Below are 14,806 nucleotides of genomic sequence, written 5' to 3' on the forward strand. Positions count from 1 at the left end.
TTTTAAAACTTATTTTTCAAACCACCTTATCATCAAATTCATCACTTAAAGCAACCAACTTAATCACAAGTAACTGTTTTTCAACAAGTTTCTATCTGCATCACCGCCGATGGATGTGCATTATAGAGGATTAAGAACCAGTTGCAAGCGAAAATTAAAAACTTATGACTTGAGCGTTCACTTTTAAATCAAGTATTAGGTTAAGTTATTGTTTTATATTGATAATTATTTTAAATATTTATTTTTGACCCAAATAAGCCAGTATCATCATCGATAATTCTTGCTTAAGTTGTTGTTCTGATATGAGAAAATTATTCTGACTCACGTAACGCATCATCGTAAAAAGCGTACTATTAATAATTACAAAGGATTTATGTTTCACTTGTTCGAAGTCCCACTGATGAGGATTTCTACTAAATGTATATAGTCCCACTTCAAAAAAATGCTTCTCTAAAATCTGAGCAGCTTGCGAATGACTATAGTCATGCCAATGTTTCAGTACTTCTATAAAAAATCCGTGATCGGCTTTTAATGCATTAAATCCTAGCTCTATCGCCAAGGGAATAAGCAGATCTAAAGGAATATTTCCTTGATGCATAACTAATTCTTTGAGTTGTTGTCCTAATAGTTCGCTTTTACGGCGCAATAGTTCTTCTATGATTTGATCTTTATTCTCAAAGTATTGGTAAATCGAGCCTACACTTACTCCAGATTTCTCTGCAATTTTAGGAGTTGTGGTATGAAGCAATCCATATTGGGCAATACAGTGCTGTGTTGCCTCTAAGATATGGTCAACAATAACTTTTGAACGCTGTTGCTGTGGGACTTTTCTCATCGTTTTTTTATTCGTTAAATACGAATTGAATGCGAATAATTATTCATATTAGCCTATTTATTATTCAGATCAATAAGTAAGTAACGATATGCAAATGATTAGCCCGACTCGACTTGCTTCTTTTAATGATATGCAAGATAGTAATTTCTTTACTCAGTTTTTAAATATCTGTTGTGAAAAACCTGTACAACCCAACTATACGGAATATGTATCTTTACAACGTGCTCTTTGTGAAGGGGACGTTGAAATGGATAAGGTGATTGATTGGGTTATGCAAAACCCCAAAGATCATCGCATGATTTTTGAAAAGATATTATTTCAAGGCCGTAATGACCTATTCGAGCCTATACCTACTGAGTTAGAAAATTTCTTTAATTACATTGAACAAAAGCCTGAGTGGTTAGATCAGCGCCAAATTGATGCGGCTGTTAAATTTACTCATCGTTTAGGAATAAATAATGGTTTTATTCTTAGAGATTTATCTTTAATGGCGGGATATTTATATCCTGGATTTAATCAACCCTTAATTTTAACAGGCGCACTAAAGAAACAGGCAGGTACTCGTTTAGCAGAAACTACAAAATGGTGGGTTGATATTACTGAACCTCAAGGACTTGATCGTTTAAGCTCAGGTTTTACTTCAACGATTTATGTTCGTTTTATTCATGCTCTTGTTCGCCGACAATTAAAAAAGTCTGATCGTTGGAATAGTGACGTTTGGGGAATTCCTCTTAATCAGTTTGATTTAGCCATGACTAATTTGGCTTTTAGCAGTGTAGTTTTACTTGGTATGAGAGCTTTAGGTATCTGGCCAACCAAACAAGAAGCCAAGAGTTTTTTGCATTTTTGGCGTTATGTCGGATGGTTAATGGGTATTGATGAAAAATGGCTTATTCAATCTGAAACTGAAGGCTGGCGATTACTTTATTGGATGCAGTTTGCTCATCCTCACTCCGATCACAGCAGTGTTGAGTTAGGATCAAGCTTGTCAAAAGAACCTTTTGAAAGAAAATATCTGCATCTGCGCTCTTTGCAGCAGAAGCTTGCTTATCGACAACATTTAGAACTTACCCAATTTTTTATTGGTAAGAAACGGATGAAATTACTTGGATTGCCTCAACAGTCTGCTCCATGGTTTGCTTATTATCTGATTTTGCGTAATTCAGTACTTTTTAACGGCGCAAAAATTTCACCAAAAGTTGAATTTTTTTTAACTCAATCAGGTCGTAATCTACAGAAACTTGGCCTACGTCTTTATGAAAATCAAGGCAAGGCAAAAACCTTAGCGAGTATGCATCAATAGTTTTTAAAACCTAAAAATAAAAAATGGAAGCCCGTTATCCGGACTTCCATTTTTAAATATTAAGGAGCCTATTGAGCTGATGAACTGTGCATTTCTGCGTGATTCATTTGCTCATGTGACTCCATCATCTGCTTATTCTTTTGACTTGGCATATAGTCTGGTTCATTATTAATTGCCCAGTAGAAAATAAGCATAAATAGTAAGGCTAAGATAGAAGCTACAATAAGTAACTTCCATCCCCACCAAGATTGTTCAGGCGATAATTTATTTGTCATTTCATTTCTCTCTTTAAATTAATTCTTTCAGTTCATTTAATTCATTAAGCTGTTTAAAACTTCATGCTCATACGAACCCAATAATTTCTTCCGATATTATTGAACTGCTCTTCGCTCGCAAATCCAAAGCCTGCACTACCCGCTTTATTTAAGTGTTCTGTGTAGGTCTTATCTAATACGTTATCGATGCCAACAGAGACATCAATATCTTTACGAAGGTTGTAACTTCCGTTTAGAGAAAGAGTTGAAAAACCTTTACTTGGTTTTAGATCATATCCCACGATATTACCTTGATGTAGACTCACACGGTTTTGCTCAGCAACCGCTCGCCACAACAGACCCAAGTTATACTTATCAGCTACATAGCGAATATTTAGGCGACCTTCTAAAGGTGAAATTTGAGGTAGCGGCTTGTCATCTGTAGTGTTTTTACCCCATGCATACATTGCACTCAAATCTGCTTGAATATGGTCAGTAAATTGGTATCCAATACCCGCCTCTGCACCAGCAATAGTCGCGTCAACATTTTTGGCACCCGCAGTAATATCATTGCTCATATCATGCCCACCCATTCCCATACTTGGGTGATGGTGGTAACTCATTAAGATGTAGTCATCTACTAAACCTGCATAAGCTGAAGCCCATGTATTTAAAGCTCCATGTTGTTGCTGGAAGCCTAGATCCAACTGCAATGTTTTCTCAGGGTTGACACCGTTAAAGGTATTGGTTGAGCCAGCGTTACCATGTTTAGGCGAGAAAAGCTCCCAATAATCAGGCATACGCTCTACATAACCTAAACCAATATAGCTTTTTAAGTCATGCTCAGGATGTTGATTTTCCCAACGGACGAATGCACTCGGTAACGTCTTTTCAAGCTTTGTATTAAAGCCTTGTGCTTTAGAGTCGGCACGTTCATCTTCAACTGTGACTCGATCTAAACGCACACCTGTAACTAGTTTATTGAGATCGTTCCATTGATAACCAAGTTCACCAAAAGCACCGTATGATTGAAAACGCATATCTTGACGATATGGAATATTCATTGAAGGCATATTTGGCGATGACATGCCACCGCCATGTTGATTAAATTGAGAATCTACACCTGTGATTAGGCTCCACTTATTCCATTCAGAGGTCATGGCCAAGCGCGAGTTTAGTGTACGGCGTGTCACTTCCATTGCCATCGCGTTTGGCATGAGCATGGTCATACCACCATGATTCATTTCAACTAATGGCGGAGTACGTAAGCTAAAGTTATCCATGATATGGTCGTTATAGCTGTAGTTCACCTGCCCTTCAATTTTCTTAATGACATCAGTGATATTTTTCTTTTCAAAACGTAGCCCTAAGCTTTCACGTGCAAACTGAGAACCATCCATAGAACGCCCAGCATAAAGCGATTCACCATCCGATTTCCCACCCGTGAGCTCGATCCACGTGTTTTCATCTGGAGTAAAGCCAAGTGCTACATCAGCATTCCACTTCTTCCATGCTGAAGGTACGGTATTGCCGTCACCATCTTGATAACTATTGGACTCTGAACGGTTGGCATTTAAACGGATATATTTTTTCTCATCACCAACGGCCGCTTCAACATTATGATCAATACGTCCATATGAGCCTAGTAAAACACTCGCTTGTCCACGATAAGGTTTTTCAGAGGTGAGCTTTTCAGGCTGACGTTCAAACAGGACTGTTGCTGCCGAACCTGTATTGGCATATTGAACAGTTTGCGGACCTTTAATGACAGAAATACGGTCATAACTTTCTGGAGAGATATAAGAAGTTGGAGCATCCATACGGTTTGGACATGCACCTAGGTTTTCCGTTCCATCTGTCAAAATTTTGATGCGTGAACCAAACATGCCTCGGAATGTCACATCACCATTTGTTCCACCACTTTGTATTGAGTTAAAACCCATAATACTTTGTAGATAGTCTGCCCCATCTGTAGCAGGTACTGGCTGAATTGGCTGTTTCGGGTCTGCATGTACAATCAAACCATTTGCATCGTTTCCTTGCTGTGCTGTAACAACAATAGGTGCTAATGAATGAAGCGATTTTGAATCGGCATCATTTTTTTCTGAATCGGCAAAAGCGAAACCCGAATGAGAGACAGCAAGCATCGCAACCCATAAAGGCTGTAATAAGAATTTAGAATGTGGCATTTTTTATACGCTCTAAAACATAAATAAAGTGATATTGAAGTCAATGAAGACCCCAACAAAAAATTGCTTTTATTTATGCAAATAGAGGCGGTGCACGCCCTTGCGGGAGTAAGAAGAGTCGCTGTAGTGCAAAATAAACATGTCGAAATGCTTGTTGATAGGCGACTAAGCGAACTTGTATACGAACAAGTACCTCTTTTACGCCAAATTCAGGTGGTAAAACGAGATTGGCATAGACGGTACAATATTGGCACTGGTGATTTGCATCATGGTGGTCATGATGTTCAGGTACTTGTGCCTGTTCGATATGGTGTTCGTGATGTGAATGATGCATGGCATGTGACATGGTTTCCGTCTGTGCCTTGGGTTTAAGCAAAGCACGGGTAATAGTTTCACAGACCGGAGCAATTTGATATTGCTTCGGTAATAGCGGCTGTAGAAATACCGCAATCTGTAAAAACACTGCTGCACATGCGAGCAACAGACCACTACGAAAAACCAAAAATCACATCCACATTATAATGTTTGAAAAACTTTTAACGTTTTACCGCAACTTTTTCACGCTCGCGTTGACGAACAATCTTTTCGACTTTTTCACGTGCGCGCTGACGTTTAAGTGGCGACAAATAATCCACAAACAATTTGCCTTTTAAGTGATCCATTTCATGTTGGATACAAACAGCGAGAAGTCCGTCAGCTTCTATCTCAAATGCTTGACCTTCAAGGTTAATTGCCTCGATTTTCACACGTGACGGGCGATCAACTTTGTCGTATATTTGTGGCACTGATAGACAGCCTTCTTCGTACGGCTGCGTCTCTTCAGTCAGTGGAGTTATTTTGGGGTTAATGAAAACCAAAGGTTCATCTTTAGATTCAGACAAATCTATGACGATAAGCTGAATATGACGATCGACCTGAGAAGCTGCTAAACCAATACCTGGTGCCGCATACATGGTTTCAAGCATATCTGCTGCAAGTTGACGAATTTCATCAGTAACTTCTTCAACAGGCTTAGCAATGGTACGAAGACGGGGATCAGGAAAACTTAAAATAGGTAATAAGGCCATACTGACGTCCTCACTTATGCCATTGATTAAAAAACCAAATGAAGGAAATACTTCATCGAAAAATTGTGTGTTAGCCGCCTATTATAACGCATCTGCACGCATAATTTTTAGGAATTATCATAATGAAAAAGGTTTTTGACGGCATGGTTCAATTTCATGCTTTGGGGATAAAAAAGCATTTACTTGCTTTAGCACTCTGTACAGGGGTTGCATTTGGTACGGTAGCAGAGGTTCATGCTGCCAGTCCGAATCATAATCCGCCTTCTCTTAAAAGCAATGCACCCAATGTGTATGTTGTAAAACGTGGAGATACCCTATGGGATATTTCCGGTCATTTTCTAAATAAACCATGGCGTTGGCCTGAAATCTGGGCAAGCAATCAACATGTGAAAAATCCACACTGGATTTATCCAGGTGACAGATTACTACTATGCAGCTTAGATGGACGACCATTGGTAGGTAAAGATGAAGGAGATGGCTGTGTAGGTATTATTCGTCGTTACACAGGCCAAACCACAAACTTGCAACCACAAGTTCGTGTCGAAGCATTAAATAATAGTGTACCGGTTATTCCACTTGAACATATTAAACAGTGGTTAGAGCACAGTACTATTTTACCAGCCGATTCAATTGCCAACACACCTTACATTGTTGGGACAGCAGATCAACGTGTACTTGCAGGAAAAGGCCAAACTATTTATGCAAGAGGAAAAGGTCTAGTTGAAGGTCAGCGCTATGCTGTTTATCGCGAAGGCGAACCTTACTATTTCACAGACAGTAAAGGTAAAAAGCATAGTTTAGGCATAGAGCTGTCACAGGTTGCTTCTGGTGTTGCGATGTCTACTGAAAAAGACATTACCACATTAGAACTTACCGATAGCTATGATGGTGAAGTACGTCGTGGCGATCGTGTTATGCCTGAAGAACAAGCTAATTTACCAACATTATTTTACCCCGTAGATGCTAAACAAGTAACTGACGGCGGCAAAATTATTCGGGTCATGGGATCAATTGGTAGAGCTGCAAAAAATAGTGTCGTGACTTTAGACCGCGGTACAGCACAAGGTGTTCAGGTTGGTCAGGTTTTTGATATTGATCAACAAGGCGAGACCATTCGCGATCCAAAAACAAAAGAACCAATTCAGCTCCCTGGTCAACAAATTGGTAGTTTAATGGTCTTTAGGACTTTTGATCAGCTGAGCTATGCTTATGTTCTAGAAAGCAACTTACCAATTAAAGTCGGTTCAAGCATTCAGCCACCTCGTTTTACTGATTAGTGCTGGATGTACCATTTACAATGCTTACCCAACTTTCTTCACACCATTACCACACACTTAAAGTGTGGTATTTGGTGCAACACTCATTAGTTAGCTTCAAAAAAATTATTGATTATTTTGGAGACTGTGAAAAAGCCACTCAACCTGATGGTTTAGCAAAGTGGCAATCTCTTGGCTTACATGCTAATCACTTAAAGCGTCTAAACGAGTTTCAAACGGCGCAAGGTCAAACCGAGTTTGAACGACTTATACAACAAGTTCAGCAGCATACTGATTTTATTTTAACGCCAGATGATGCTGGCTATCCAACTCAATTACTCCCTTATATAGATCATCCACCTGTTATTTTTGGAAAAGGTCAGGCACAAGCATTATTACAACCGCAAATTGCGATTGTCGGTAGCCGAAAACCTAGCCCACATGGTCGTCAGGTGGCTTATGATTTTGCCTATTATTTAAGTGAAAAAGGTTTTTATGTGAGTAGCGGCTTGGCATACGGCATTGATGAAGCAGCTCATCAAGGTGCATCTGTTCATCAACGTACGATAGCGGTGACAGGTACAGGTTTAGACAGTACCTATCCAGCTCAAAATAAAAAATTGGCAGAACATATTCTGGCTCAGAACGGCGCCATCATTAGTGAGTTTTTACCGGGAACACCACCACTACAGCAGCATTTTCCGCGTAGAAACCGAATTGTTAGCGGTCTGAGTTTAGGCGTATTAGTTGTAGAAGCGACTTTAAAAAGTGGCTCCCTCATTACTGCCAATAAAGCAGCTGAGCAAGGCAAAATCGTATTTGCCATTCCCGGTCATATTTACAGTGAATTTCATCAAGGTTGCCATCAACTTATTCGTGAAGGTGCAATTTTAGTCGATCACCCTGAACAAATTATTGAAGACCTCGCCCTACCCACCCAATGGCAGAGCCAACAAAACTCAACAGAGGAGGCAATCGTTTCTTGCACCCCAGAAATTCCAGAGCATTTGATTAATCTTTATCAGTCTTTAGACTGGGTAGGCCAAAATATTGACCAGCTTGTTTTGCACCATTCACAACCTGTTTCTGAACTCATCTCATCATTGATGGAACTAGAACTACTCGGTTTATGTATGCAACAATCAGGATTGTATTTACGTTGTCGTTCTTAATATTAGAGCGCACAATAACGACTCTGTTTGATTGAAAGGAAAGTATTACCATGATTACGACCTCAGTGACCGAAGCAGCCGAATGTTTACAACAAGGTCAAGTTTTGGCATATCCAACTGAGGCAGTCTGGGGACTAGGCTGTGACCCGTTTAATGAGCAAGCTTTTCAAAAAATTCTTGAATTGAAGCAGCGTCCTATCGAAAAAGGCGTCATTTTATTAGCTGGGCACATTAGTCAAGTCGAGCATTTGCTGACTTCTTTACCTCAAACGACTCAACAAGAGATCATTGACTGCTGGTCTAATCATCAACCATCAGAAAGAGCTACGACTTGGTTATTGCCAGCTGATCAACATATTCCTTCATGGATTAAGGGCGAACATCCTCTTGTTGCTGTACGAGTAACAACACATCCTTTATGTGTGGCATTGTGCAACGCTTTTCATGGTTTTATTGTGTCGACGAGTGCTAATCCTAGTGGACAAGAACCTGCTCATTCACTACAAGATGCCTGCCAATACTTTGGTTCACAATTAAACTATCTCAATGGCGACTTAGGGCAAAGTCAGCAACCAAGCCGAATCATTAATGCATTAACTGGTGAAGTCATTCGTCCTTAATTGTAGACAAAAAAAAGCTCAGTTATATAGGGATAACTGAGCATAAAAAAGGATGGGTATATACCGCATCCAGAGGGTTTGGATATCTCTGGAACGAAAGAAAAATTGCTTAAAATAGCGTCTTTCGTAGTGGACGCTATTATGTGGTAAGAGACTATCGTAGAGAAATATATAATTTCTCTAAAAAAAGCATGAAAAGTGTAGGGAATTTAGATTTTTTCGCTTATAAGTTAAAATTATATTAATATTTTTACTCGTCTTTTTTAATATTTATATTTCAACTTGTTTTTATAATCTATTTATAAATCATATAGAAAAACTTTAACTAAGAAAAAAATGGCATATTTTCATCAGTTTTTTCAAAAATATGCCATAGTTTTTTTAATGACTTTAGTTTTGCTCTTGGATTAAGTCTGTTTTTTTAACACTGACCTTTTTTTGAGCCATAATGATACCAATTAAGATCACGATGCCACCTAAGGTATGGTAAATGGTCCACTGTTCAGATAACCAAACGCTTGCAATGACTGCCGTAAAGACAGGAACCAAGTTCATGAAGATGCTGGTTCTATTTGGGCCAAGTTGTTGTACGGCCAGCATCCAAACTAACGGCGCAATTAAAGAGGCAAATACTCCAGCATAAATTGCACTTGGCGCATTTGCAGCATTCAAGCCATCAAGACCAAACCAGAAAATTAAAGGCAAATGAAATATCACAGAAAACCCAATCTGCACATATAAGCTTGTCATGATTGGAAGTGGCAGCTGCCATTTTTTAAGGAAGACTCCATAAAATGCGTAGAAGAACACGGCAATAATCATTAATGCATCACCAAGATGTCCACCACCACTTAACAGCTTATGAATATCTCCTTGGGACATGACATATAGCAAACCTGCGAAAGATAAAATACTGCCAAAAACTGCAAATCGATTAGGCACATCTTTTAAAATCGCAAGAGAAACAAAAATAGTAAAAATAGGAATGAATGCGTTCACAATCCCCATATTAGTTGCAGTGGTATAGTGAGCTGCTGTGTAAGCAAGACCTTGATAGAGCACCATTCCAAATGCACTTAGCACAGCAAGCTTAAGCAAATATGGTTTTACTAACTGTCTCTGTCTCCAAACTGACACAATCATAAATGGAGTCAAAATGATAAAAGCAATTAGCCATCGATAAAAACTAATGCTCACCGGAGAGATATAATCCGAGACGTATCGAGTGACTACAATATTTAAAGACCAAATCAATACTGCCAAAATGGGGAAAATAAATGCCCATTTGTGATATTTCATGACCTGACTCATAGTAATACACCCTCTACAAAAGAGATTTTATTTTGGAGAATGTCTTAATAAATTGAAATATCGCATTTCCGACATTGATATTGAACTTAGGACATTACTAATTTTTTTAAAATAATGCCCAAGCTTTCATAGCATGCTCTACCACTTTGTGTAGTTGCTCGGTACTCGCGCCATCTCTCGCTTGAATCGTCAGCCCTTGAATAACTGTAGCATAGAAATCTGTCATTTCTTGAAGAGGTGCATCGGCAGCTAAGTCACCCTGTTCTACACCCTGTTCTAGACGTTTTAATAACTTTTCTTTGGTCTTTATTCTCTTATCTAATAAATTTTGCTGTACGTCTTGCGTTGCATCAGAACAATTCATAGCTGCAACTACCAACATACAACCAGCTGGCTTATTAGGTTGAACCAATCTTTTTACATTGTCATAAAGATATAATTCAAAAGCAATTTTTGCTGTTTTGGCTTCTAAAAAAATTGTTTCTATAGGACATGCTTCATGAGCTAAGTAGTAATCAATACTCTTATAAAACAAGCCTGCCTTATCACCAAAAGTACTGTATAAGCTTGGTGCTGTAATTTCTAAAGCCTGCGTTAAATCACTAATCGACGTTGCTTCATAGCCGTGTTCCCAAAAAAGTAACATTGACTTCTCTAACACTTGCTGCTCATCAAAGCATTTAGGGCGTCCACGCTTCTTTTTCAGCGTTTCTTCATTAACAACAAGATCTGTTTCATGCCTATTTGTCATAAAGATCACATCTATTTTTATAACAATCGTTATTAAATTAATTGACGTTCGATTTTTTATCAACTATTTTATTTTCATAATGATCATTAGTTAATTAAAAATTTGTCTTTCTTCACTTTGAATTTAGCCAAGTCAGGATTTCTTATGGAACAATCTACTACTTCTAAAGCACGACCCACGACCTCCACTCAAGGGAGCTGGTTTGCCATTTTGGCCGTTGCCATTGCAGCATTTGCATTAGTAACAAGTGAATTTTTACCAGTCGGTGTTTTAAATAGCGTTGCGGCTGATTTGCATATTTCTGTAGGTACAGCTGGTCTTATTATTACTGTCCCTGGCATTATGGCAGCGATTGCAGCTCCGCTATTACCTGTTTCAGTCAAACAACTTGACCGTCGTTATGTGCTTATTTTACTCACTGCAATTATGGTCATTGCCAATACCATTACTGCTTTTGCTGAAAACTTCCATGTTTTATTACTGAGCCGCTTAATTTTAGGTATCTCAATCGGTGGTTTTTGGGCCACAGCTATTGCATTAAGCGGTAAGCTCGCACCTGCACATTTGCCTATTGCTAAAGCCACTGCCGTAGTTATGGCTGGTGTAACCTTTGCGACTGTATTAGGAGTACCAATTGGAACTTGGTTAAGTGAGTTTTATGGCTGGCGTAGTGCATTTGGTATTACCGCTGCGATCGGTCTTGTTGTACTCGTACTTCAACTGATTTTCCTACCTAAACTTATACCAGACTCAGCAATTCATATTCGTGATTTACCTGCGTTATTGCGCACACCTAAAGCACGTAGTGGCATGTTGATTGTTTTATTAATTGGTCTTGCTCACTTCTGTGCTTATAGCTATTTAGCACCTTTCTTTAAGAATATTGCAGGATTTAACGGTACCACCATTAGTTCATTATTATTGCTTTACGGAATTGCCGGTATTTTTGGAAACGCGTTTGCAGGATATAGCGGTAACTTAAATGTCCGTTACACTCTAGCCTTCGTTGGAACATGTTTTGCAATCGTGTTTTTCGGCTTCCCTATCTTTGCTATTCATGAATTTGGTGCAATCGTACTTACTGCATTATGGGGCTTCGCATTTGGTGCTTTCCCTACCTCTGCCAATATTTGGATGTTTGTACATGCACCCCATGCCGTAGAAAAAGGTATGCCGCTCTTTGTTGGTATGTTCCAAGTCATGATTGCTACAGGTTCATTATTAGGTGGTTATGTAGTTGATCATTTCAATGAAAATACTTTAATTTATGGTGTATTAAGCTTCGTTGCTTTAGCATTAATTAGTACATTTACTTTTGCCAAAGGCTTAAATAATCCTAAAGTAACTTGTGAAAATTAAATATTACTTAGAGTAAATAGATGAAAAATGAGGGCCAACAATTTTCCTTATTGAACCATATAGAAGTTCATGAATTTCTATATGAAAAAGAAGATATTGTTCGTCCTCATGCTTCACTTTGGGGAGATTTTAATTTCAGTTTGAATGGTATTTTGGAAATGCAGGTAGAAGAACAAATCTACTTATCTCCTCCAAGCTATGGACTTTGGATTCCACCTCAAACAGTTCATCAATCTACTCATATCGATCATGAAATTCACTATATCTGTATTCGACTACACCCTAGCCTCTGTTCTATTTTAGGTGATGTCTGTAAATGTTTTAGTATTCAGCCTTTCTTTCGAATCCTCGTTTTACAAATTGTGGAACAGCAAAAACAAAATGGAAAACCTGAATATTTAGAACATCTTTTGCAAGTTCTATTTGATCAGTTACAACAAGCCACAGCATATTCTCATTACTTACCCCAAACACGTCATCCAGTTTTACTACCAATTTTGGAAAAGCTTTCAGACCCATTGTTTTTTAATCACTCTTTACAGCAATTACTTCAGAATTTTTCAGTCAGTGATCGTCATTTATTGCGTCTAAGCCAACAAGAGTTACAACTTTCATTATCAGAATGGCGTAATCGAGCCAAAATTGTTTACGCCATTCATCAAATTCGACAAGGCATGTCGATTAAACGTTTAGCATACGATTTAGGTTATCAGCATAGTTCTAGTTTTATTGAATTTTTTAAAAGGTATACAGGCCAAACACCTGTTCAAATCAGAAACAATTAGATCGAGGACAGTTTTTTCTTCTCTTTTTATTTTTGAACACGAATATTATTGCACTCCTCAGGAATAGCAGTTAAAACAAATGCGTTACTTGATATCAATTACAATCTTTAGGAAAGACTCATGACTCAATCTGTATATCACATTCCAGTAAAAGCCATTTCAGGCGAAGCGGTTGACCTTGACCAATATAAAGGTAAGGTTTTATTAATCGTAAACACAGCATCTAAATGTGGTTTAACTCCACAATACGAAGGCTTAGAGAAGCTTTATCAAGCAAAGAAAGATCAAGGTCTTGAAATCTTAGGTTTTCCTGCAAACAACTTTAAAGAACAAGAACCTGGTTCAGATGAAGAAATTCAACAATTCTGTTCATTAAACTACGATGTTCATTTCCCACTTTTTTCTAAAATTTCTGTAGCAGGTGAAGATAAACACCCACTTTATCAAGCACTCACAACAGCTCAACCAGAACGCGTTGGTGAAGGTCCTTTCCGCGAGCGTTTGGAAGGCCTAGGTATTCCAACTAACCCAGCGCCAGAAGTTTTATGGAACTTTGAAAAATTCTTAGTGAATAAAAATGGTGAAGTTGTTGCTCGTTTTGCACCGAACTTAACAGCAGACGATGAACAAATTGTAAAAGCAGTTGAAGCAGAACTAGCTAAATAATTTTTATAGCGATTTAATAAAAAAGAGTGCTACAGCACTCTTTTTTATTGTCTGGTCAAAATGTTGTTCATTTGCAACAATACCTTATTTCTACATATTTTATGCATATAGTACGCACTTGCTTTAGTTGGTATTGTTTGTAGTTATGAAAAAAGTTTTACAAGGTGCATTTCTTCCTTTTGTGATTTTTGCTTCAGGTATGCTATTACTTGGATGTGATCAGGCACAAGATCGTGCAAAAGATCAAGACTCTGCTCAAGCTACTGAACAAACACTAGATCAAACTGAGAATTCTCAAGAAGAAACTCTGCCTAAAAATAATAAAAATGAATTAAAAAATGGGAATGTTTTTTATATTGTTCGAGATGCTGCGAACTTACAACTCAAAGCCGGTGACTATATTGAAAAGCTTAAGGACACTCAACTTGATGTTGAGCAAGCCATTCAAGATAAAGATCAGCAAGAGCTAAAAACAACTGTAACGACACTAAAACAGCAGTTAAAAGGCTTAAATCAAGCACTACTTAGTTTAGATATTAAAAGTCAGGAAGTTGAAAATATTCGTCAAAACTTATTACAAGCAAATCAACAAGTTTTAAGCATGCCTTTATTAAATGGAAAATTAGAACAAATCGATTTCGACCAAATTGAGAAACAGCTCAATACAATCCAAATGGATATGGTCAAACTTGCTGCACTAATTGTGGCAGGAGATGACAAATCAGATTCAAAAACTGATTCTTAATTTTCTTTTTAGCAATAAAAAAAGCCACCGTAAGGTGGCTTTTTCAATCTCAAACCGCGTCTTATTGAGCGCGGTTTTTGATTTTACGGATTGTTTCAAGCTGACCTGCAATCTCTGAAAGAGATGCTAAAGCAGCAGCTGAGTCCAAATCACTCTTTTGGTTTGCAAGCAATTGTTCAGCATTTTTACGTGCTTCTAAAATTGCTGCTTCATCCAAATTGTCAGCACGGATAGCAGTATCTGCAAGAACCGTTACAACATGAGGTTGAACTTCTAAAACACCGCCAGATACATAGACGATTTCTTCTGTACCATTTTCCAACTGAACACGAATCGGGCCCGGTTGAAGCAAAGTAACAAGTGGAGCGTGTCCTGGCAAAATACCAAGCTCACCACCTGCACCTTTCGCGATTAACATCGATACTGCGCCAGAGTAAATAGACTCTTTAACACTTACGATATCACATTGCATAGTCGCCATGAGATGATCTCC

15 protein-coding genes and 1 pseudogene are annotated in these 14,806 nt (G+C 38.2%); 8 read left to right on the forward strand and 8 right to left on the reverse strand.

Annotated features, from left to right (window positions below; genetic code table 11):
* Positions 1–267: 267 nt before the first annotated feature.
* A pseudogene (locus MSG95_RS16055) lies at positions 268–835 on the reverse strand (TetR/AcrR family transcriptional regulator).
* A gap of 88 nt (positions 836–923) precedes the next feature.
* On the opposite strand from MSG95_RS16055, the gene MSG95_RS16060 reads away from it, so the two are divergent.
* Positions 924–2,138: an oxygenase MpaB family protein gene (locus MSG95_RS16060; RefSeq protein ID WP_077166212.1), complete on the forward strand. Its 1,215-nt coding sequence runs from the start codon at positions 924–926 to the stop codon at positions 2,136–2,138.
* Between the two features lie 68 nt (positions 2,139–2,206).
* Here MSG95_RS16060 and MSG95_RS16065 read toward each other — a convergent pair whose 3' ends face one another.
* The 4 genes from MSG95_RS16065 to def form a co-directional block, all read right to left on the reverse strand.
* Complete coding sequence (locus tag MSG95_RS16065) at positions 2,207–2,413, reverse strand: hypothetical protein (protein WP_039252952.1); 207 nt, start codon at positions 2,411–2,413, stop codon at positions 2,207–2,209.
* A gap of 53 nt (positions 2,414–2,466) precedes the next feature.
* Positions 2,467–4,581, reverse strand: coding sequence for a TonB-dependent copper receptor (locus MSG95_RS16070; protein ID WP_151819655.1), 2,115 nt, complete (start codon positions 4,579–4,581; stop codon positions 2,467–2,469).
* Positions 4,582–4,654: 73 nt separating this feature from the next.
* Complete coding sequence (locus tag MSG95_RS16075; protein WP_039252946.1) at positions 4,655–5,083, reverse strand: DUF2946 family protein; 429 nt, start codon at positions 5,081–5,083, stop codon at positions 4,655–4,657.
* 34 nt (positions 5,084–5,117) lie between these two features.
* Positions 5,118–5,648, reverse strand: coding sequence for a peptide deformylase (gene def, locus MSG95_RS16080; protein WP_004705924.1), 531 nt, complete (start codon positions 5,646–5,648; stop codon positions 5,118–5,120).
* A 122-nt stretch (positions 5,649–5,770) separates the two neighbouring features.
* Between def and MSG95_RS16085 the strand changes: the two genes are divergently transcribed.
* The 3 genes from MSG95_RS16085 to MSG95_RS16095 are packed head-to-tail and all read left to right on the forward strand — an operon-like array spanning position 5,771 to position 8,696.
* On the forward strand, positions 5,771–6,925 hold the full coding sequence (locus MSG95_RS16085) for a LysM peptidoglycan-binding domain-containing protein (RefSeq protein WP_077166210.1): 1,155 nt from the start codon (positions 5,771–5,773) through the stop codon (positions 6,923–6,925).
* Positions 6,926–6,945: 20 nt separating this feature from the next.
* The gene (gene dprA, locus MSG95_RS16090) at positions 6,946–8,076 is read left to right on the forward strand and encodes a DNA-processing protein DprA (protein ID WP_077166209.1); all 1,131 of its coding nucleotides are present in this window, start codon (positions 6,946–6,948) and stop codon (positions 8,074–8,076) included.
* A 50-nt stretch (positions 8,077–8,126) separates the two neighbouring features.
* A complete protein-coding gene (locus tag MSG95_RS16095) occupies positions 8,127–8,696 on the forward strand; it encodes an L-threonylcarbamoyladenylate synthase (protein WP_019458003.1) in 570 nt (189 codons plus the stop codon).
* Positions 8,697–9,086: 390 nt separating this feature from the next.
* On the opposite strand, the gene MSG95_RS16100 is transcribed toward MSG95_RS16095, so the two are convergent.
* Together MSG95_RS16100 and MSG95_RS16105 are read right to left on the reverse strand one after the other, a co-directional pair.
* Positions 9,087–10,007 carry a DMT family transporter gene (locus tag MSG95_RS16100; protein WP_077166207.1) on the reverse strand — a complete coding sequence of 307 codons (921 nt, stop codon included), beginning with the start codon at positions 10,005–10,007 and terminating at the stop codon, positions 9,087–9,089.
* 106 nt (positions 10,008–10,113) lie between these two features.
* Positions 10,114–10,767 carry a TetR/AcrR family transcriptional regulator gene (locus MSG95_RS16105; RefSeq protein ID WP_077164355.1) on the reverse strand — a complete coding sequence of 218 codons (654 nt, stop codon included), beginning with the start codon at positions 10,765–10,767 and terminating at the stop codon, positions 10,114–10,116.
* A 135-nt stretch (positions 10,768–10,902) separates the two neighbouring features.
* Between MSG95_RS16105 and MSG95_RS16110 the strand changes: the two genes are divergently transcribed.
* The 4 genes from MSG95_RS16110 to MSG95_RS16125 all read left to right on the forward strand — a co-directional run bounded on the left by MSG95_RS16110 (position 10,903) and on the right by MSG95_RS16125 (position 14,313).
* Positions 10,903–12,117 (forward strand): MFS transporter, encoded by a 1,215-nt coding sequence (locus tag MSG95_RS16110; protein ID WP_039252932.1) that lies wholly within the window; start codon positions 10,903–10,905, stop codon positions 12,115–12,117.
* Positions 12,118–12,137: 20 nt separating this feature from the next.
* Complete coding sequence (locus MSG95_RS16115) at positions 12,138–12,902, forward strand: AraC family transcriptional regulator (protein WP_077165028.1); 765 nt, start codon at positions 12,138–12,140, stop codon at positions 12,900–12,902.
* A gap of 120 nt (positions 12,903–13,022) precedes the next feature.
* Complete coding sequence (locus MSG95_RS16120; RefSeq protein ID WP_004705933.1) at positions 13,023–13,568, forward strand: glutathione peroxidase; 546 nt, start codon at positions 13,023–13,025, stop codon at positions 13,566–13,568.
* 145 nt (positions 13,569–13,713) lie between these two features.
* Positions 13,714–14,313, forward strand: coding sequence for a hypothetical protein (locus MSG95_RS16125; protein WP_077165029.1), 600 nt, complete (start codon positions 13,714–13,716; stop codon positions 14,311–14,313).
* 61 nt (positions 14,314–14,374) lie between these two features.
* Here MSG95_RS16125 and MSG95_RS16130 read toward each other — a convergent pair whose 3' ends face one another.
* The gene (locus tag MSG95_RS16130) at positions 14,375–14,794 is read right to left on the reverse strand and encodes a F0F1 ATP synthase subunit epsilon (protein ID WP_004705935.1); all 420 of its coding nucleotides are present in this window, start codon (positions 14,792–14,794) and stop codon (positions 14,375–14,377) included.
* Between the last annotated feature and the right edge of the window lie 12 nt (positions 14,795–14,806).

The organism is Acinetobacter sp. IK23 (assembly GCF_035615275.1).
Classification (GTDB): Bacteria; Pseudomonadota; Gammaproteobacteria; order Pseudomonadales; family Moraxellaceae; genus Acinetobacter; species Acinetobacter seifertii.

Excerpts from the sequence above, each read along its gene's own strand:
- MSG95_RS16060 (WP_077166212.1), top strand. The coding sequence starts at position 924 with ATGCAAATGATTAGCCCGACTCGACTTGCTTCTTTTAATGATATGCAA.
- MSG95_RS16065 (WP_039252952.1), bottom strand. The coding sequence starts at position 2,413 with ATGACAAATAAATTATCGCCTGAACAATCTTGGTGGGGATGGAAGTTA.
- MSG95_RS16070 (WP_151819655.1), bottom strand. The coding sequence starts at position 4,581 with ATGCCACATTCTAAATTCTTATTACAGCCTTTATGGGTTGCGATGCTT.
- def (WP_004705924.1), bottom strand. The coding sequence starts at position 5,648 with ATGGCCTTATTACCTATTTTAAGTTTTCCTGATCCCCGTCTTCGTACC.
- MSG95_RS16085 (WP_077166210.1), top strand. The coding sequence starts at position 5,771 with ATGAAAAAGGTTTTTGACGGCATGGTTCAATTTCATGCTTTGGGGATA.
- dprA (WP_077166209.1), top strand. The coding sequence starts at position 6,946 with ATGCTTACCCAACTTTCTTCACACCATTACCACACACTTAAAGTGTGG.
- MSG95_RS16095 (WP_019458003.1), top strand. The coding sequence starts at position 8,127 with ATGATTACGACCTCAGTGACCGAAGCAGCCGAATGTTTACAACAAGGT.
- MSG95_RS16100 (WP_077166207.1), bottom strand. The coding sequence starts at position 10,007 with ATGAGTCAGGTCATGAAATATCACAAATGGGCATTTATTTTCCCCATT.
- MSG95_RS16110 (WP_039252932.1), top strand. The coding sequence starts at position 10,903 with ATGGAACAATCTACTACTTCTAAAGCACGACCCACGACCTCCACTCAA.
- MSG95_RS16115 (WP_077165028.1), top strand. The coding sequence starts at position 12,138 with ATGAAAAATGAGGGCCAACAATTTTCCTTATTGAACCATATAGAAGTT.
- MSG95_RS16120 (WP_004705933.1), top strand. The coding sequence starts at position 13,023 with ATGACTCAATCTGTATATCACATTCCAGTAAAAGCCATTTCAGGCGAA.
- MSG95_RS16125 (WP_077165029.1), top strand. The coding sequence starts at position 13,714 with ATGAAAAAAGTTTTACAAGGTGCATTTCTTCCTTTTGTGATTTTTGCT.
- MSG95_RS16130 (WP_004705935.1), bottom strand. The coding sequence starts at position 14,794 with ATGGCGACTATGCAATGTGATATCGTAAGTGTTAAAGAGTCTATTTAC.